The sequence below is a fragment of the Pseudomonas gozinkensis genome, assembly GCF_014863585.1.
Classification (GTDB): Bacteria; Pseudomonadota; Gammaproteobacteria; order Pseudomonadales; family Pseudomonadaceae; genus Aquipseudomonas; species Aquipseudomonas gozinkensis.
The window spans coordinates 3,512,454-3,530,001 of record NZ_CP062253.1 but is presented as its reverse complement, the minus strand read 5'-3'; the positions used below and the strand labels follow the sequence as shown (position 1 = coordinate 3,530,001).

The following is a 17,548-nucleotide window of genomic DNA, read 5'->3' as shown; positions in this document are numbered from 1 at the left end:
GGTGGGAAAGCTTCCATCAAATACCAGAAGCGCCCGGCGCGGCAAAGTGAATTTATCGGTGCAACCCCTTGCAACGCTCGCGCAAAAACGCCTGCAACACTTTGACCCGTTCCGACACCTGCACCCGGTGCGGGCACAGCAGATTGAACGGCACGCTCTCGCCGTACCAGTCATCGAACAGCGTCACCAGCCGCCCGGCGCGCACGTCTTCGGCGACGTCGAGCCAGGCTTTGTAAGCGATGCCGTGCCCGGCGAGTGCCCAGCGGCGGGCGACTTCGCCGTCGTCGCTGAGGTAGTCGCCGCGTACTTCGACCTCGACCGTTTCGTCGTCGCGATGGAAGCGCCAGGTGTTATAGGGCCGGCCGTTGCGCAGGTAGAGCAGGGCGCTGCGCTCGCTCAATTCGGCAGGATTTTGCGGTGTACCGTGGCGCTCCAGATACGCAGGGCTGGCGCAGGCGACACGACGATGCTCAGGCAGGATCGGCAACGCCACCAGCGTCGAATCACTCGGCACGCCAAAGCGCAGCGCCACATCCACCGTTTCGCGAAACAGATCCGCATGCCGGTCGTTGAGCAGTAATTGCAGCTGAATGTGCGGGTGTTCGCGCTTGAAATCGTCCAGCCACGGCAGCAACACATTGCGCCCGAAGTCCGACGGCGCGGCCAGTTGCAGCACGCCGCTCAGGCCTTCGGTCTGCTGCTTCAGCGCCTGTTCGCCCTCGGCCAGGGTGGCCAGCGCCAGACGCACGCTTTCCAGATAACGTCGGCCTTCTTCGGTCAGGCGCATGCTGCGGGTGGAGCGGGCGAAGAGGCGGATGCCGAGGCGGGTTTCCAGGCGTTTCAACGCGATGCTGGCGGCGGCCGGCGTCAGCTCAAGCGCCCGGGCGGCGGCGGAAATGCTGCCGGAGTCGGCGGTGCGGACGAAGATTTCCAGATCAAGGATTGAGCTCATTAGTAAAAATCCGTTGAAGATCCTTGGCGTTTTGCGGGATTTTTCCGGGATTGGCAAGCGCGGATACTGAAATCCTGAATAACCGCAGGAGACAGACATGACGTGGACATTTGATCATCTGGCCTTCAACACTGGTGACGGTCAGGCGCTGCAAGACGCTTTCGGCGGGTTATTGGGATTGACGCCGGGGCGTCGGCCGCCGTTTCCGTTCCCCGGGCGCTGGTTGTATCAGGATGGGGAGGCGTTGGTGCATGTGATTGAGCAGCCTGCGCTGGATGAGGCGGCGTTGAGTCATATTGCGTTTCGTACCGATGAAGATGCGGCGGTGGTTTTGAAGCGGGTGCAGGGCAGTGGGTTGTCGTATCAGGTGGCGCAGGTGCCGGAGGATGGGGTCTGGCAGATTTTTGTGCAGATGCCGGGAGGCTTGGTGCTTGAACTGGACGCAAAGACGGGGATTTTGTGAGTGTTTAATCGTGGTGTTTAAAGGACACGTTCAGACACGCACCCCAGGCTACACAACCTTGCGCCGTTGCGGACGGATCGCAGCGACATGTGCTGCTGGGCATTGTGCAACTGATCATGCTGAGTGAACTGGCGGTGAACCGGGCGCTGGATAATCTCGAGTTGAAGACAGAAACACCGCTCTAGCCAGATCGTTCCCACGCTCTGCGTGGGAATGCCTCCGCGGACGCTCCGCGTTCGGCTCTGGAAGGGACGCGGAGCGTCCCGGGCTGCATTCCCACGCGGAGCGTGGGAACGATCTAAAACGATCTAGCGTCAATAAAAAACGGCCCGAATCGGGCCGTTTTTTTTGTGTCTGCCAATAATCAGGCCCGCAACGTCCGGGTCATCCGCAGCGCCAGCAGACTCCCGCCAACAATCACCCCCGCCAGCAGATACAACGCCGCATCGGTCGACCCGGTGCTGTCCTTGACCCAACCCACCAGATAAGGGCTGAGGAACCCGGCCATCTGCCCCATCGAGTTGATCAACGCCAACCCGCCCGCCGCAGCACCCGCGCTCAGCATGGCAGTCGGCACCGGCCAGAACATCGGCAGACCCGTCAGCGCACCCATGGTCGCAATGGTCAGGCCGAGGATCGCAATCGCCGGATTCGCCGCGAAATTCACCGCAATCAGCAGGCCGACAGCACCCATCAGCATCGGCACCACCAAATGCCAGCGACGTTCTTTACGCAAGTCTGCCGAACGCCCGACCACCAGCATGAACACCGCCGCCAGCAGATACGGAATCGCACTCAGCCAACCAATCACCAGGTTGTCGCTGAAGCCGAGGTTCTTGATGATCGACGGCAGCCAGAAGTTGATCGCGTATACGCCGCTCTGGATGCAGAAGTAGATCAGGCCGAAGGCCCAGATCGCCGGGTTCTTGAACACCGCGCTCAACGAGTCGGAGGTGGTTTTCGGCTTGTTCGCCAGGTCTTCCGCCTGATCCGCTTCCAGCACCGAACGCTCATGCGGGGTCAGCCATTTGGCATTGGCGAAGTTGTCGCTGAGCAGGAAGTAGGCAAGGGCGCCCAGCACAACAGTCGGAATGCCTTGCAACAGGAACATCCACTGCCAACCGGCAAGGCCACCTTGGCCCGCAGCGAAGTGATTCAAGATCCAGCCAGAAAACGGGCTGCCGAGCAGGCCGGACACCGGGATCGCCGACATGAACAACGCCATGATCCGGCCACGGCGGAAGGTCGGGAACCACTGCGAGAGGTAAAGCACAACGCCCGGGAAGAACCCGGCTTCAGCCGCGCCGGTGAACAGGCGCAGGGTGTAGAACTCGGTCGGCGTGGTGACGAACAGCAGGCAGGTCGACAGCGTGCCCCAGGTGATCATCATCAGCGCGATCCAGCGCCGTGGGCCGAATTTGGTCAGGGCCAGGTTGCTCGGTACGCCGCACAGCACGTAGCCGATAAAGAAGATACCGGCACCGAGGCCGTATACGGTTTCGCTGAATTTCAGCGCGTCGAGCATCTGCAGTTTGGCGAATCCAACGTTGACCCGGTCGAGGTAGTTGAACAGGTAGCAGATGAAGATGAAGGGGATCAAACGCAGGGTGATGCGTTTGTAGACGGCATTTTTATCGTCAGCGATGGTCTGGGCGGCAGCGGCGCTCTGCGACATGGCGGCTCTCTCTTTATTATGATTTTTTGCGATGCAAAGGGTAACGTTGATCGCCCTGAGAGTCTCGGTCACCTTTGGCCGGATTGTCTTTGTGCCTGAGCACAGGGTTTGTTGCCAGACCCTGTGCGGGTGAACAACCGTCCGCGCCTGTTTTCAAGGATTCCAGCCCTTATGTTCGAACTCGATCACGACCTCGCCCAGGACATCGTCGACCGGGCCATGGCCATTTTGCCGTACAACGTCAACGTCATGGACAGCCAGGGCCTGATCCTGGGCAGTGGCGAGCCGGAGCGGATCAACACCCGCCACGAAGGCGCGCAACTGGTGCTGGCCAACGGTCGGGTGGTGGAGATCGACGCGCAGACGGCGGTGCATCTGAAAGGCGTGCAGCCGGGGATCAACCTGCCGCTGTTGCTCGATCAGCGTTTGATCGGCGTACTCGGCATTACCGGCGAGCCGGAGCAACTGCGCACTTACGCCGAACTGGTTCGCATGACCGCCGAGATGCTGGTCGGCCAGCGCAACCAGCAATCCGAGCAGCAATGGCGGCGGCAGCGCTGCGATGACTTGCTGGCGCTACTGTTGAGCGAGGCGGGGGATTCGCCAAGGCTGGTCGACGAGGCACAGCAACTTGGGCTCAAACCACAACTGACGCGAGTGCCGTATCTGTTTGAGCTGGGCCTGGAACACGGGCCGGGGCAAACCGTCGAGGCGCTGAGTGCCTGGCTGATGACGCGCTACCCCGACAGTTGGTGCGTGAGTTCGGCCAAGTCGTCGCTGCTCTGGTGCCGTCCGGCGAGTCAGAACGTCGAGCATGATCGTCTGCTGGAAAAACTCGATGGCCTGGGCTGGAACATTTTGCGCATTGCGGTCGGCGGGCAGGCCGATGGGCTGTCGGGGCTGCGCCGTTGTTATCGACGCGTCGGCGATTTGCTCGCCTATGGTCGTGAAGTGCTGCCGCGTTCACGGTTGCTGACCCTCAACCGCTATCGCTTGCCGGTGATGCTCTGGCGCCATCGCAACGATGATGCACTGGATGAACTGCTCAAACCGTTACGCAAAGTCATCGCCAAGGACAGCAACGGCCAGTTGCTCGCGACCCTGCGCAGCTGGTGCGATCACGACGGGCAGAGCCAGGCCTGCGCCGATGCCTTGGGGATTCACCGCAACAGCCTGCGTTACCGGATGGAGCGCATTGCCGAGTTGAGCGGGGTCGATCCGTTGAAGCTCGATGGCATGTTGGCGCTGTATCTCGGGGTGCAATTGCTGCCCCAGACTGAATCGACTGCATGAGGTGTTCTTGAGAGCCCCATCGCTGGCAAGCCAGCTCCCACAAGTATCCGGGCGTGCACAAAATATGTGAACGATGCAAAACCCTGTGGGAGCTGGCTTGCCAGCGATAGGGCCGGAACATTCAGCACCGAAATTCCTGCCTTTGTGAAAATGAACAATAAACGCCAATCCAACTTGTGCAGCGGACAGGCGTCATCGGGCAAGGCGACTGGCAGCATGAGGGGCATTGGAACTGGAGAATTCGCATGAAAATCGTCATCGCCCCCGATTCGTTCAAGGACAGCCTGAGTGCCCAAGGCGTTGCAGAAGCCATCGCGCTGGGCCTGGCGCAGGTCTGGCCGCAGGCGACGCTGGTCAAATGCCCGATGGCCGACGGTGGCGAAGGTACGGTGGAGTCGATTCTCGCCGCGTGTGAAGGTGAACTGCGCCGCACCCGCGTGCGCGGCCCGTTGGGTGCAGCGGTCGAAGCGGCGTGGGGCTGGCTGCCACACAACCACACCGCAATCATCGAGATGGCCGAGGCCAGCGGATTGCAATTGGTGCCGCCGGGGCAGCGTGACGCGTGCATCAGCAGCACGTTCGGCACCGGTGAACTGATCCGCGCCGCGCTGGATGCCGGCGCACAACGCGTCATTCTGGCCATCGGCGGCAGCGCCACCAACGACGGCGGCGCCGGCGCGATGCAGGCGCTGGGCGTGAAACTGCTGGATGCCCAAGGGCAATCGCTGGTGCCGGGCGGTCTGGCGCTGGCGCAACTTGCAAAACTGGATCTCAGCGAACTTGACCCGCGTCTGGCGCACGTCCGTTTCGACATCGCCGCCGACGTCAACAATCCGCTGTGCGGCCCCCACGGCGCCTCGGCGATTTTCGGCCCGCAGAAGGGCGCATCTCCTGCGCAAGTTCAACAACTGGATCAGGCTCTCGGTCACTTCGCAGAACTCTGCGCCCAAGCGCTGGGCAATGACGTACGCGATGAACCGGGCAGCGGTGCGGCAGGCGGACTGGGTTTCGCGGCCAAGGCGTTTCTCGGTGCGCGATTCCAGGCCGGTGTCGAAGTAGTCGCGGAACTGGTCGGACTGGCCGATGCGGTGAAGGGCGCAGATCTGGTGGTCACCGGCGAAGGGCGCTTCGATGCTCAGACCCTGCGTGGCAAAACCCCGTTCGGCGTAGCGCGGATCGCCAAGCAACAAGGCGTTCCCGTGATCGTCATCGCCGGCACTTTGGGCGAGGGCTATCAGGAACTTTACGATCACGGTATCGATGCCGCATTCGCCGTCACCAGCGGCCCAATGTCCCTCGAGCAAGCTTGTGCGGAGGCGCCGCGCCTGTTGCGCGAACGTGCCACAGACATCGCTCGCGTCTGGCGTATGGCAACCCCGGCCTGACCTGTCACCCATCATCTAAAACAACGGGTGTTTCAACGCTGAAACACCCGCAACATCTTGAAAAATATTTCATCTTTCCCCGCAAACTTCCTCAAGCCTGGCCGATACAGAAATCAGGCGCACACAAGACTTCCCAAAACAGTGACGCCGGACTGAACCCCGCCCCACGGGCCAGTGAACAGGGCATGGACGCTTGTAGCTTCAACTATCCGAGAGTCCTCCTATGTCCTTGCGTAATCTGAATATCGCGCCCCGTGCCTTCCTCGGTTTTGCCTTTATTGCCTTGCTGGTGATCGTGCTCGGCGTGTTCGCCGTCAATCGCATGTCGATCATCCGTCAGGCGTCGCTGGAGATGGAGTCGACGCAGTTGCCAAGCGTCACGCAACTTGCCGTGGTCACGGAAAACGTCTTGCGCCTGCGCATTCTGTCATTCCGCATTCTGGTCAACCGCGATCCGGCCGGTCTGCAGGAAGCCCAGACCCGCATCGGCGTGCTGGTGGACAAGGTGCGTGCCGCCCAGGCCAGTTACGCAGCATTGCCGGCCGGTTCGGAAGAGCGCGCGCTGTATCAGACTTTCGCGACGACCCTCGACAACTATCTGCAAGCCCAGAACCAGATGATGGACTTGTCGCGTCAGGACAAGGTCGATGAGATGCGTACCCTGATCAACACGAAGATCAAGGACGGCACCGACCAGATGGGCGAGCAGCTCAACAAGCTGATTGCGATCAACGCCGCCGATGCGAAGACCGCTTCGACCCAGGCGGGCGACCACTACGACAGCGCAATTACCGGCATCGTCATTGTGGCGGTCATCGCGGCACTGGCCACGGTGTTGCTGGCCTGGCTGCTGACCCGCAGCATTGTCACCCCGTTGAACCGTGCCGTCGCTGCCGCACAAACCATCGCCGGCGGCAACCTGACCAAAACCATCGAAGTCGATGGCAAGGACGAACCGGCGCGTCTGCTTGAAGCCTTGGCCGCAATGCAGACCAATCTGCGCAAGACCATCGAGCAGATCGCCGGCTCCGCCACGCAACTGGGCGCCGCTGCCGAAGAACTCAGCGCCGTGACTGAAGAAGCCTCTCGCGGTCTGCAACAACAGAACGACGAAATCGAACAGGCTGCCACCGCTGTCAACGAAATGACCGCTGCGGTGGAAGAGGTCGCACGCAACGCGGTGTCGACCTCCGAAGCCTCGAACCAGTCCACCCACGCCGCCCGTGAAGGTCGCGATCAGGTGGTGAAAACCGTGGACGCGATCCAGACCATGACCCACGACGTGCAGAACACCGCACAGATGATCGAAGGTCTGGCTACTCAGGGTCGCGACATTGGCAAAGTGCTGGACGTGATCCGCGCCATCGCCGAACAGACCAACCTGCTGGCGCTCAACGCCGCCATCGAAGCGGCCCGTGCCGGTGAAGCCGGGCGTGGATTTGCGGTGGTGGCGGACGAAGTTCGCGCCCTGGCTCATCGCACTGCGCAATCGACCCAGGAAATCGAAAAAATGGTCGCCGGCATCCAGAACGGCACCGGTGAAGCGGTCGAGTCGATGCAGCAAAGCAACCAGCGCACCCAGTCCACCCTGGAAATGGCCCGCGCTGCTGGCGTGGCGCTGGAGCAGATCACTCAATCGATTCACCAGATCAACGAACGCAACCTGGTGATCGCCAGCGCTTCGGAAGAGCAGGCGCAGGTGTCCCGCGAGGTCGATCGCAACCTGGTCAACATCCGCGACCTGGCCACGCAATCGGCTGCCGGCGCGAATCAAACCAGCGCCGCGACCCACGAACTGTCGCGCCTGGCGGTGGATTTGAACGCGATGGTGGCGCGGTTTGTGATTTGACCTAGGGTGAAGGCTGGAGACCGCGCAATCAGGAGACGTACATGCGCTATTCAGCCTTGACCCAACGAATCGCCGGGGAGGGAGCAGCGGCCTGGCGGATTCACGACCGAGCGCTGGAGTTACGCGCCGAGGGCATTGATGTGTTGCTGCTGTCCGTGGGTGATCCGGATTTCGATACGCCGCTGCCGATCATCCACGGCGCCATCGACAGCCTGCTGGCAGGCGATACCCATTATTCCGAAGTGCGCGGCCGGCTGGAGCTGCGCAAGCGGATTGCTGAACGCCATCGGCGGCGCAGCGGTCAGGAGGTGGACGCCGAGCATGTGATTGTGCTGCCCGGCGCGCAATGCGCGGTGTATTCGGTGGCGCAATGTCTGCTGGATCCGGGCGATGAAGTGATCGTCGCCGAACCGATGTACGTGACTTATGAAGGTGTGTTCGGCGCCTGCGGTGCAACCGTGGTGCCTGTTCCGGTGCGTCCGGAAAACGGTTTTCGTGTCGACCCGGCGGATGTCGCGGCGCGGATCACTCCGAAGACTCGGGCCATGTTGCTCAACAGTCCCAACAATCCTTCCGGCGCCAGTCTGTCGCTGCTGATCTGGCAGGAACTGGCGGCGTTGTGCATTCGTCATGACCTGTGGCTGATCAGCGATGAGGTCTACAGCGAATTGTTATACGAAGGCGAGCACGTCAGCCCGGCCAGTCTGCCGGGTATGGCCGAGCGCACGGCGACCATCAACAGTTTGTCCAAATCCCACGCAATGACCGGGTGGCGGATCGGCTGGATGATCGGGCCGAAACCGTTGGCCGAGCATCTGGTGAACCTGTCGTTGAGCATGCTGTTCGGTCTGCCGGACTTTGTGCAGAAAGCCGCGCAGGTCGCTCTGGAGAAGGATTTGCCGGAAGTGACGCAGATGCGCGAGGAATACCGCTTGCGCAGGGATCTGGTGTGCGGACGCCTGCGCGGCTGTCCGGGGTTGTACCCGATCAAGCCGGATGGCGGGATGTTTGTTATGGTCGATGTGCGCCAGACCGGGATCGGTGCGCAGGATTTTGCCGAGCGGTTGCTCGAGGGTTATGGGGTTTCGGTGCTGGCCGGTGAAGCGTTCGGGCCGAGTGCGGCAGGGCATATTCGCATCGGGCTGGTGGTGGATCGGGTGAAACTGGCGGATGCGTGCTCGCGGATTGCCCTGTGCGCTGCGCAACTTCTCCAGGTGCGCAGCGCCTGAAAGATGTGTATTGCCTTGACTGGCCCCATCGCTGGCAAGCCAGCTCCCACAGTGTCGGTGGTGTGCACGGAATTGTGATCACCGCTAAATCTGTGGGAGCTGGCTTGCCAGCGATAGGGCCCTTCCAGAATAGGAAAATGTCAGCCTTGCCAAGCTGATGAATTCACCAGATTCATCGGCTTCTTTCCCGCCAACGCCGCCAACAGATTCTCCACCGCACAGCGCGCCATCGCTTCACGCGTTTCATGGGTTGCCGAACCCATGTGCGGCGTCGCGACCACGTTGTTCAGTTGCAGCAGCGGTGAATCGTGATTCAACGGTTCACGTTCGAACACATCCAGCCCCGCCGCGCGAATCCGGTTATGCCGCAAGGCGTCGATCATCGCCGCCTCATCCACAACCTTGCCTCGGGAAATGTTGATGAAGATGCTTTCCGGGCGCATCAACGCAAACTGTTCGGCGCCAATCAATCCTTCAGTCTGCGCCGTCAGCGGCAAGGTCAGACAGATGAAATCCGCCTGCTGCAACAGCTCCTCCAGACTTCGGTACTGCGCATCGAAACGCTGTTCAACCGCCGGTTTGCGCGACTGGCTGTGATAGGTCACCGGCATCCCGAACCCGAAATGCCCACGCTGGGCCAACGCCTCGCCGATCCGCCCCATGCCGATGATGCCCAGCGTCTTGCCGTGCACATCAGTGCCGAAATGTGCAGGGCCGATGCTGCGGTGCCAGTGGCCGCCGCGCACCATGTTCGCCAGCTCGACTACGCGTCGGGCGGCGGCCAGGATCAGCGCGAAACCGGTGTCGGCGGTGGTTTCGGTGAGCACGTCCGGGGTGTTGGTCAGCAGGATTTTGCGCCGGGTCAGGTAGTCGATGTCGTAGTTGTCGACGCCCACCGAGACGCTGGAGATGGCTTCCAGGTTCGGTGCGAGATCGAGCAGCGCCGCGTCCAGTTTCAGGCTGGCGCCAAGCAGACCGTGGGCGGCGGGCAGGGCGTCGCGCAGTTTCATCAGGCCGTCGGCGTCGAGGCTGTCGATCAGCGTCACATCGACCTGTTCCTCAAGACGCGCCATCAGCGCCGGCGACAGTTTCTTGTACAACACAACCTGCTTCTTCATCGCAGTCATCTCTCTATCAATTCAGGAATGGGCCGGTAGCGGACGCGGAGCGACGCGCTTGGCCGTCACCCGGTCGCTGGCGCCGGGCTTGAGAAAAATCGTCAGCACCACCGAGAGCATCAGCGCGCCACTCATCAACAGGTATGAAGCGCCGGGCGAACCGGTGGAGCTGTTCAGGTAACCGACCAGATACGAACCGCCGAACGAGCCGAGGGCGCCCATGCTGTTGATCAGCGCCATGGCACCACCGGCAACGTTGGCCGGCAGAATCTCCGGAACGATGGCGAAGAACGGCCCGTAAGGCGCGTACATGCAGGCGCCGGCAATCACCAGCAGCGTGTACGACCACCAGAAATGCTCCGCGCCCAGGGCGTAGGAGCCGTAGAACGCCACCGAGGCAATCAGCAGCGGCGGCCAGACGAAGCGTTTGCGCTTTTGCAGTTTGTCCGAGCCCCACGACACCAGCAGCATGCCGATTACCGCCGCGAGATAAGGTAGGGCCGACAGCCAGCCGGCTTCGATCATGTCCATCTGCGCGCCGGCCTTGAGGATCGACGGCAACCACAGCACGAAGCCGTAGACGCCGATGCTCCAGCAGAAGAATTGCAGCGCCAGAATGATCACCTTCGGCGAACGGAAGGCTTCGGCGTAGTTCTTCACTGCTTTGATACCGACCTGTTCGGCGGCGAGAGCGCTTTCCAGATCGTGCTTTTCCTGGTCGTTGAGCCACTTGGCCTGGGCCGGACGATCATCGGCCAGCTTCCACCAGATAAACGCCCAGAGCACCGCCGGCAGGCCTTCGATGATGAACATCCAGCGCCAGCTGAAATGCTGCACCAGATAGCCCGAAACCACTGACATCCAGAGCATGGTTACCGGGTTGCCGAGGATCAGGAAGGTGTTGGCCCGCGAGCGTTCGGCGCGGGTGAACCAGTGGCAGAGATAGACCAGCATCGCCGGCATCACCGCCGCTTCGACCACGCCGAGCATGAAACGGATGACGATCAGCCAATAGGCGTTGGAGACCACGCCGGTCAGCGTGGCGAGTCCGCCCCAGAGTATCAGGCTGACGAAGATCAGCTTCTTGACGCTGTGCTTTTGCGCGTAGATCGCGCCGGGCACCTGGAAGAAAAAGTAGCCGAGGAAGAACAGCGCTCCGAGCAGCGAGGACAGGCCCGGGGTGATCATCAGGTCGGCGGCCATGCCCGAGGCGGCGGCAAAACCGTAATTGGCGCGGTCCAGGTACGCCAGGCTGTAGGTGATGAACACGATCGGCATGATGTACCACCAGCGGCGGGTGGCGAGGGTTGCGGTTTTCATGGTCTTGCTCCTGAGCTTGTTGTTTTTGTCGCAGCAGGTTCAAAAAATGTGTTGCCTGTCAGGGCCTCATCGCTGGCAAGCCAGCTCCCACAGTGTCTGTGGCGTACACAAGACTTGTGGGAGCGACCTTGCTCGCGAAGGCGGCCTCGAATTCAGCGGTGAGTTCGGAGCGGGTCGGCAAACCCTCCATGTCGCCACGGCTCTGCACCGCCCGACTGCCAATCCAGTTGGCGCGTCTGACCGCCTCGGGAAAACTCTGATGCTCCAGCAGGGCGCTGATCATCCCGACCGCAAAACCATCGCCGGCACCGACCGTATCGACCACGGTTTCGACCGGCACCCCGGCGACAAAACCCTGATCCAGATGCGTGCGGTAATACGCACCCTGCGGCCCGAGCTTGATCGCCACGGCTTCAGCGCCCTGATCCAGATAGAACGCAGCGATATCCGCCGGATCTTCAAACCCGGTCAGCAAGCGGCCTTCACTCAGACCCGGCAACACCCAGTGGGCGAGGGCGGCGAGGCGGTTGATCTCGGTGATCATTTCCCGCTCGCTGGCCCACAGGCTTGGGCGCAGGTTCGGGTCGAACGACACGCTGCGCCCGGCATTGCGCATGCGGGTCATCAGTTCACGGGACATCTCCCGGGCCGATGCGGACAGCGCCGGCGGAATGCCGGTGGCGTGCAGGTGCCGGGCACCGAGCAGCATCGGAGTGATCGAATGCGGCGACAGATGACTGGCCGCCGAGCCACGACGGAAGTACTCGACCGTCGGATCGCTGCCGTCATCGTTGCGGGATTTGAGCTGGAAACCGGTCGGGTGCGCGTTGTCGACTTCGACATGGCTGCAATCCAATCCTTCGCGGGCCAGGGTTTCGACGACAAAGCGTCCCAGCGAGTCGGCACCGACACGGCTCAGCCAGGCCACCTTGAAACCCAGACGCGAAAGCCCGATGGCCACGTTGCTGTCGGCCCCGGCAATCCGTTTGTGGAATTGCTCGACCGCCGCCAGATCACCGCTCTGTTCGGCGACAAACATGGCCATGGTTTCGCCGAACGACAGAATATCGATCTCAGACATAAGCAGGCTCCAGGCGGGACTGGCCGAGGCGGGCGAGGGCGGCGACGTGTTCCGTGGTCAGTGCGACCAGGTCATCGCCCTGCAACGGGTATTCGGCGGCGCGCATGACCCCTTGGGCCATGTGCCGCAGCAGTTGTTCCCACAGATGCAGGTCAGTGGCGGCGGGCGGCACGGCCACGAGTTTTCCGTCGGTACGGCGGGCCACGGCTTTGCAATGCACGTAGCCGACATGGCGGCCCAGCAGTCGAGCGGCGCTGGTGGCGGACTGGTCTTGCCACTGCCAGTTGCCGATATCGAAAGTCATCTTGATCGGCAGGCTGTGTTGCTCGACGGCGGCGAAGAAACGTTGAAACGGTTCGATGCGCCCGCCGTGCAAGGTCTGATCGTTCTCCACCAGCAGTTGCACCGGGCTTTGCGCAAGGATTTGCCCCAGCGTCTGCAGATCGTTGTTGTCGGTGAAGAAACCCAGCGACACCTTCAGCCACTTCGAGCCGAACGCTTCGGCGTTTTGCAGCGCGGTGATGAGTTCGGGATTGGGGCGCGACTGACCGGCAAGCCACAATTCGGTGGGCGAGGAATAGATGCTTTGCAGGCCTTCCGCTCGCGTGGCGGCGGCCAGTTGTTCGGGGACTTCGTTGGTCAGCAGCTCCTCGCGCCATTCGATGCGATTGGCCCCGGCAGCGGCCAGCACCTCGATGAACGAACCTTGGCCACGGCGGCGCACGAGGTCGGCGCCGTAGCTGGAGAGGCTGATGGAAACGGCAGGTTTATTCATTGTTATCTACCTCTGAAACCGGTTTCATTTTTGTTCAAAAAAAATCATCAAGTTGTGTGTCGTTCTTTCGGGCCTCATCGCTGGCAAGCCAGCTCCCACAGATACGGGATCGTTCACGAAACTTAAGTACACCCGATTACCTGTGGGAGCTGGCTTGCCAGCGATGGGGCCTGATCAGTCAGCCGATTTCCCTTGGGTTGAACCACGCTCAATGAGCACCGGCGCAAAATCCAGTGTCCGCGCCGCTTCATCATCCCCACGCAATCGCTTGAGCAAACACTCAAACGCCCGCGCACCAATCTCCTCTGTAGGCTGGGCGAGTGCGGTGATCCCGCTGCCCACCAACGGATACCAATCCAGATCATCCAGCGCGATCAAACCGACATCCTCGAACAACCGGCAGCCAATTTCGCGCAAAGCCAGAGTGCAAGCCAGCGCCGCCACGCCATTGGCGCAGAACAGGGCTTTCGGGCCCGAATCAGGTGTGTTCAAAAAGGTTTGAAGATCGCCCGCAAGACTCGAACCGGTTTCCAGCACCGCACCATTCATGCTTTTGCGCTGGCCAATTTGCTGCTGAAAACTGTTGACCCGCTCGATCCGCGAACTGGTGCCGTCATAAGGTTCCGTCACCAACAGCACATCGTGATAGCCGCGTTGCTCAAGATGCGCGAGCGCCATCTCGATGGCTTGCGGGTTGTTCAGCCCGACCATATCGCTGTCCAGCCCATCGACCTTGCGATCCACCAGCACCAGCGGCATTTCCCGCTTCAACTCATTCAGCTCATCCCGGTGATGACCGAGGGTGTTCACGATCAAACCTTCGATGTTGTACGAGCGCAACAGCGCCAGATGCTGGCGTTCCTGCTCGTCATCGCGGTCGGTGTTGCACACCACCAGGCTGTAACCGTGTCGGCGGCACGCAGTCTCCACGCCATGCATCACGGCAATCGAATAAGGGTTGCGGATATCGGCCACCAGCATGCCGATCAGGCGCGTACGGCCGCGCTTCAAGCCACGGGCCATCTGGTTCGGGCGGTAGCCGAGTTCGGCAATGGACTGCTCGATGCGCTGGGCAATGGCATCGGAGAGCAGGGCGCGGTCATCGCCGATGAAGCGCGAGACGCTGGCCTTTGAGACGCCAGCGTGTTCGGCGACGTCGAGCATGGTGACGCGGCTGCGCTGGGCGGCGGAGAAGTCGTTCACGGTTGAGTCTTCTTATTGTCTGAAACCGGTTTCAGGAAACACTAAGCGCCTCGTTCGCGTCAAGTGAAGATGGCTTCGATTTTGGGGGTGAAGTCAGGCATATCCGACAGACGGTAGAAATACCTGTCAGATCTGACAGTAGCTGGAAGTTATGAAAGCGCTCTTAATCTGTTCAGCAGTAACAGGCACTAGCGAACAGAATTTCAGATTGAAAGAGGTGTTCAAATGTCAGTCAGTGGGCCGCTGAATTTCAAGCCACCTCAAGTTATCGGGGTACTGGATCATTCACAGGATCCTGAGGGACACGTTCCCAGTGAGTTGCTTCCCCAAGGCCTTGATGTGGTGGTTCCCCTTTGGCCTTCCTATGCCACGCAGCCAGGGGATAGAGACAAACTCGTTGTCCGTTATGAACAAGTCGGGCAAATACCTGTAGTGATTATAAATGAGTATCTTCCAGCGGATATAAAACCGGAATTTGTCATTCATATTGAACCGAAATATCTGTTAAGTGATGGCGTGGGCAAGCTATGGTATGAAGTTTATGATACTGCGGATCATCCAAGTTTTTCTGATCACAGAAATCTGACAATAGACCACTCCCCAGTACGTGATGATCTGGAAATGGTAACTTTTCGGGATGCCGATCCTTGGGGTACCGTTCATTGCTTTACCGAACCTGCAATCTGGACGGGTATCTGGCTTGTTATTCCAGCATTGACTGGTTCTAAAGTAGGTGATCGGTGCGAAGTGACTTGGAGAGGTTATGGCCCTTCAAGTTCGGGCAGTGTTGAAATCCCCCGCACTCGTTGGGAAAACATTCGTCAGAGCTTGAGTGATCAAGACGTCAAGACTGGATACAGTCTGACGGTTAACCCGTATGTTCCTCATATAGAGCCTATGGTTGCTAATGCATCCGCCACAGTGATCTATCGTATATTTCGCGGCGCGAGGTTAGTAGGAATGTCGAAAGTTGCAACTTTGAAAATCAGTCGGATGCTTGCTGGTGATCCGGTTCCCTGTGGGCCTTGAGCAATGTTGATAAGAGGTTTGCGAGGTCGGCGAAGTCGTGTGTTAGTTCGGAAAGATATGTGTTGTTCTGGGAAGGGGTTAACGAACCAAAGGTCGTGATGTCAAGATAGTTGTTTTGGTCGTTGCGGTGTTTATAACTGATGGAGTGATGAAAATGAACGCGATAATTGAGAAAGCCAAGTTGTCGAGGAAAGCGGTACTTCAATCAAAAACCAAAAGGGCAGATGGCGTACTGGCTGACCCACCCCCTGCGCCTACTTTTCCCGCGCAGACTATTCCGGGTGATAAACGAATTCGTATCGAGCATCTTGATAAAGATCTGGATTATATGATCGGACAGCCATTGCTTGAGGATGACGACGACGCAATTCAACCGCAGATTCGTAAAAAAGACACCACTACCTGGATCGATATTCTTCCTGGCCAGTTTTTAGAATTGGGGCCGGTAGCCGATAGAGACTGGACTCAACCCTTTAAAATTGCGCAATCTTTTCTGAAAGAAGACCCCACCCCTGAAGAGCCGACGGAATGGTTCTTTCGCTACATTTTTTATGCGGGCGGTACAAACGACGTTGCGTCAATCGAGAGCTCCTTTGCAATCGACCGGACGCGTTACAACGTTGTCAAGACCCCGCCATCTGACCGTACACCAGGCGCACCTACCTGGCCTGCCGATCTGGGCCCCACGGACCCAATCGATGAGACATATCTCGAAGGCAAACCCGGTATTATCGTCAAGCCATTTATCGCGCCTAATTTCTTGGCCAATGATGTTTTTGCCTGGTTTTTTGGACCAGCGCCCGATCCCAAGCGCGATACGCCCGTTCTTGAAGAACCTCTGTCTGCTAACCGGGATGCCTTAATTCCAGCCGATGTTTTCGTAAATGCGAGTGATGGCCCCAATCGGTTGATCTATGTAAATACCGATGCGGCGGGTAATGTGGCGCGCACTTCGAATTTCAGCCAACGCCAAGTGTCCCATAAACCCAATCCTGATCCTGCTACGGTAGAGCCGCCAATTGTTACGTTGGCCAATGGTGTAGGTGGCGATAACCTGATTGATCGTGAAGACATGCTTTTTGATCCGTTGGGTGTCGAGATTGTAGTTAAAGTCCCTACGCCGAATTCTGCAGCAGACACGATCGTCGTTACTCTGCACAACGTACAGGTCGGAACTGAACAGAGAATCGGAACTGCGACTGAACTTAAGTTTTATGCACCGCCTGCGTTGGTAGAGCAGATATATGGAAACACAGACGGTATCGTTCAGCGGACGGTGGCCTTCAAGATGTTTCGCGGTCTCAAGGAGCTGGCAACCGACAAGGTGGATATTGATATTGATATATCAATTGTCGGTGGAAGCCTTCCAGCGCCAAGTCTGAAAACGACGGCGGGCAGTGACAACGAAATCCTGGAGTCCGATTATGGCGATAATGGCATACAAGCCAGTTTGGCTATGCCGGCGATTCCACCGACAGAAGAGGGTTGGTTGCTTGATTTTATTTTTGGCTCTGAAACGTTCGCTACCGTTCCTTTGACTACCGGGCAAGAAGGCACAACCATTTCCGAAAACCTGCCGTGGGATGTGGTGGATAGACTAGGTGGCGGATTGACACACGTTCTACGCTGTGAACTCTATGTGCCCGACGGTAACAATCGAAACAGGTCCGGAACTCAGGATGTCCCTGTAGAGTCCTTTCCGATTCAAATGGTCGCGCCGGAGATACTCCATCTTGCAGGCCCGGCCCGAAGAATTGGATGTGCGACTCTGAACTTCCCTACTGCTACAAACCCCGGGGATGGCACACCACGGCGAAATTTGCTGGTGCGTGTATTGCCGAACGCTTTCACTGTGGATGGCGAGGAGATTACATTGAAATATATTGCCTATCCAAAGGATGATCCGACAACGCCTATTACTGATACGGATGCTGAAACGAAGTATCTAATAACGGGTACTTATCCCGTGGATGGGGCAGTAATCGGAATCGGTGTTTATGAAGAAGATTTCAAACCCGCACACCTGGCAATGGGCCATGTCTGGTATGTAATTTCGCGAGGTGGGCCAGGCAACAACCCTACGCCTGATTCAGTAGTGGCCATCCGGGAACTGGATCTGGATGACAGCCAAGGGCGGTTCTGCGAAGAGTTTGTACCGAACCCTTAACGATCACGA

At 59.3% G+C, this 17,548-nt stretch carries 14 protein-coding genes and 1 pseudogene; 8 read left to right on the top strand and 7 right to left on the bottom strand.

Going from position 1 to position 17,548, the window contains the following annotated elements; translation table 11 throughout:
• Nucleotides 1-52 precede the first annotated feature (52 nt).
• Entirely contained in the window at nt 53-952 is a 900-nt protein-coding gene (locus IHQ43_RS15480) for a LysR family transcriptional regulator (RefSeq protein ID WP_192561183.1), read from the bottom strand.
• Between the two features lie 97 nt (nt 953-1,049).
• Between IHQ43_RS15480 and IHQ43_RS15475 the strand changes: the two genes are divergently transcribed.
• Together IHQ43_RS15475 and IHQ43_RS29810 are read left to right on the top strand one after the other, a co-directional pair.
• Complete coding sequence (locus IHQ43_RS15475) at nt 1,050-1,415, top strand: VOC family protein (protein WP_192561182.1); 366 nt, start codon at nt 1,050-1,052, stop codon at nt 1,413-1,415.
• A 77-nt stretch (nt 1,416-1,492) separates the two neighbouring features.
• Nucleotides 1,493-1,600 (top strand): annotated as a pseudogene (locus IHQ43_RS29810) (DUF6124 family protein); the annotation flags it as partial.
• Nucleotides 1,601-1,779: 179 nt separating this feature from the next.
• Here the strand turns inward: IHQ43_RS29810 and IHQ43_RS15470 are convergent.
• On the bottom strand, nt 1,780-3,090 hold the full coding sequence (locus IHQ43_RS15470) for an MFS transporter (protein ID WP_192561181.1): 1,311 nt from the start codon (nt 3,088-3,090) through the stop codon (nt 1,780-1,782).
• Nucleotides 3,091-3,261: 171 nt separating this feature from the next.
• Between IHQ43_RS15470 and IHQ43_RS15465 the strand changes: the two genes are divergently transcribed.
• The 4 genes from IHQ43_RS15465 to IHQ43_RS15450 all read left to right on the top strand — a co-directional run bounded on the left by IHQ43_RS15465 (nt 3,262) and on the right by IHQ43_RS15450 (nt 8,846).
• Nucleotides 3,262-4,383, top strand: coding sequence for a sugar diacid recognition domain-containing protein (locus IHQ43_RS15465; RefSeq protein ID WP_192561180.1), 1,122 nt, complete (start codon nt 3,262-3,264; stop codon nt 4,381-4,383).
• 245 nt (nt 4,384-4,628) lie between these two features.
• Complete coding sequence (locus tag IHQ43_RS15460; RefSeq protein WP_192561179.1) at nt 4,629-5,768, top strand: glycerate kinase; 1,140 nt, start codon at nt 4,629-4,631, stop codon at nt 5,766-5,768.
• A gap of 223 nt (nt 5,769-5,991) precedes the next feature.
• Complete coding sequence (locus tag IHQ43_RS15455) at nt 5,992-7,617, top strand: methyl-accepting chemotaxis protein (RefSeq protein ID WP_192561178.1); 1,626 nt, start codon at nt 5,992-5,994, stop codon at nt 7,615-7,617.
• A 41-nt stretch (nt 7,618-7,658) separates the two neighbouring features.
• Nucleotides 7,659-8,846 carry a pyridoxal phosphate-dependent aminotransferase gene (locus tag IHQ43_RS15450; protein WP_192561177.1) on the top strand — a complete coding sequence of 396 codons (1,188 nt, stop codon included), beginning with the start codon at nt 7,659-7,661 and terminating at the stop codon, nt 8,844-8,846.
• Nucleotides 8,847-8,986: 140 nt separating this feature from the next.
• Here IHQ43_RS15450 and IHQ43_RS15445 read toward each other — a convergent pair whose 3' ends face one another.
• The 5 genes from IHQ43_RS15445 to IHQ43_RS15425 form a co-directional block, all read right to left on the bottom strand.
• Nucleotides 8,987-9,964 carry a 2-hydroxyacid dehydrogenase gene (locus IHQ43_RS15445; RefSeq protein WP_192561176.1) on the bottom strand — a complete coding sequence of 326 codons (978 nt, stop codon included), beginning with the start codon at nt 9,962-9,964 and terminating at the stop codon, nt 8,987-8,989.
• Between the two features lie 21 nt (nt 9,965-9,985).
• A complete protein-coding gene (locus tag IHQ43_RS15440; RefSeq protein WP_192561175.1) occupies nt 9,986-11,284 on the bottom strand; it encodes an MFS transporter in 1,299 nt (432 codons plus the stop codon).
• A 58-nt stretch (nt 11,285-11,342) separates the two neighbouring features.
• On the bottom strand, nt 11,343-12,365 hold the full coding sequence (locus IHQ43_RS15435) for a sugar kinase (RefSeq protein WP_192561174.1): 1,023 nt from the start codon (nt 12,363-12,365) through the stop codon (nt 11,343-11,345).
• Nucleotides 12,358-13,140, bottom strand: a complete 783-nt coding sequence (locus IHQ43_RS15430) for a sugar phosphate isomerase/epimerase family protein (RefSeq protein WP_192561173.1) — start codon at nt 13,138-13,140, stop codon at nt 12,358-12,360. Before IHQ43_RS15430 ends, IHQ43_RS15435 begins: the two co-directional genes overlap by 8 nt.
• 174 nt (nt 13,141-13,314) lie before the next feature.
• Nucleotides 13,315-14,343 (bottom strand): LacI family DNA-binding transcriptional regulator, encoded by a 1,029-nt coding sequence (locus tag IHQ43_RS15425; RefSeq protein WP_192561172.1) that lies wholly within the window; start codon nt 14,341-14,343, stop codon nt 13,315-13,317.
• A gap of 225 nt (nt 14,344-14,568) precedes the next feature.
• On the opposite strand from IHQ43_RS15425, the gene IHQ43_RS15420 reads away from it, so the two are divergent.
• Both IHQ43_RS15420 and IHQ43_RS15415 read left to right on the top strand, forming a co-directional pair.
• Complete coding sequence (locus tag IHQ43_RS15420) at nt 14,569-15,372, top strand: hypothetical protein (protein WP_192561171.1); 804 nt, start codon at nt 14,569-14,571, stop codon at nt 15,370-15,372.
• A gap of 154 nt (nt 15,373-15,526) precedes the next feature.
• Nucleotides 15,527-17,539 (top strand): hypothetical protein, encoded by a 2,013-nt coding sequence (locus IHQ43_RS15415; protein WP_192561170.1) that lies wholly within the window; start codon nt 15,527-15,529, stop codon nt 17,537-17,539.
• Nucleotides 17,540-17,548: the final 9 nt, after the last annotated feature.

Bases quoted from the DNA above. Each gene is read 5' to 3' on its own strand.
- IHQ43_RS15455 (WP_192561178.1), top strand. From the start codon at position 5,992: ATGTCCTTGCGTAATCTGAATATCGCGCCCCGTGCCTTCCTCGGTTTT.
- IHQ43_RS15470 (WP_192561181.1), bottom strand. From the start codon at position 3,090: ATGTCGCAGAGCGCCGCTGCCGCCCAGACCATCGCTGACGATAAAAAT.
- IHQ43_RS15475 (WP_192561182.1), top strand. From the start codon at position 1,050: ATGACGTGGACATTTGATCATCTGGCCTTCAACACTGGTGACGGTCAG.
- IHQ43_RS15460 (WP_192561179.1), top strand. From the start codon at position 4,629: ATGAAAATCGTCATCGCCCCCGATTCGTTCAAGGACAGCCTGAGTGCC.
- IHQ43_RS15420 (WP_192561171.1), top strand. From the start codon at position 14,569: ATGTCAGTCAGTGGGCCGCTGAATTTCAAGCCACCTCAAGTTATCGGG.
- IHQ43_RS15415 (WP_192561170.1), top strand. From the start codon at position 15,527: ATGAACGCGATAATTGAGAAAGCCAAGTTGTCGAGGAAAGCGGTACTT.
- IHQ43_RS15450 (WP_192561177.1), top strand. From the start codon at position 7,659: ATGCGCTATTCAGCCTTGACCCAACGAATCGCCGGGGAGGGAGCAGCG.
- IHQ43_RS15445 (WP_192561176.1), bottom strand. From the start codon at position 9,964: ATGAAGAAGCAGGTTGTGTTGTACAAGAAACTGTCGCCGGCGCTGATG.
- IHQ43_RS15435 (WP_192561174.1), bottom strand. From the start codon at position 12,365: ATGTCTGAGATCGATATTCTGTCGTTCGGCGAAACCATGGCCATGTTT.
- IHQ43_RS15480 (WP_192561183.1), bottom strand. From the start codon at position 952: ATGAGCTCAATCCTTGATCTGGAAATCTTCGTCCGCACCGCCGACTCC.
- IHQ43_RS15440 (WP_192561175.1), bottom strand. From the start codon at position 11,284: ATGAAAACCGCAACCCTCGCCACCCGCCGCTGGTGGTACATCATGCCG.
- IHQ43_RS15465 (WP_192561180.1), top strand. From the start codon at position 3,262: ATGTTCGAACTCGATCACGACCTCGCCCAGGACATCGTCGACCGGGCC.
- IHQ43_RS15430 (WP_192561173.1), bottom strand. From the start codon at position 13,140: ATGAATAAACCTGCCGTTTCCATCAGCCTCTCCAGCTACGGCGCCGAC.